The organism is Mediterraneibacter sp. 210702-DFI.5.30, from assembly GCF_020560115.1.
GTDB classification, from domain to species: Bacteria; Bacillota; Clostridia; order Lachnospirales; family Lachnospiraceae; genus Mediterraneibacter; species Mediterraneibacter faecis.
In genome coordinates this window covers 1-259 of sequence record NZ_JAJCME010000105.1, presented here as the reverse complement: position 1 = coordinate 259, position 259 = coordinate 1, and the positions used below count along the sequence as shown (strand labels likewise).

Sequence of the window (259 nt, the reverse complement as noted above, 5' to 3'; positions counted from 1 at the left end):
GGATTCCATATGTATGCGTCGGAAAAATAATAGGATATGATGATTATCATTATATTGCATCGGATCATGAAAAGGCGGCAAGAAATACATTGGAGTATCTGATCCAACTCGGTCATAAAAGAATCGCATTGTTTGAAATGTGTGACAGCGGTGTTGTACAAGATGCGAGACGGAAAGTAATAGCAGAGATTCGTCAGGAGTATCAAGAAAGAGGTGTTGAGATTCAAAGAGTCTCTTTTCCGCCAAAGGCATCGGATCA

Annotated in this window: 1 pseudogene; it reads left to right on the top strand. The window is 40.2% G+C overall.

The window, feature by feature from the left end:
* Positions 1–259 (top strand): annotated as a pseudogene (locus tag LI126_RS14870) (hypothetical protein); the annotation flags it as partial.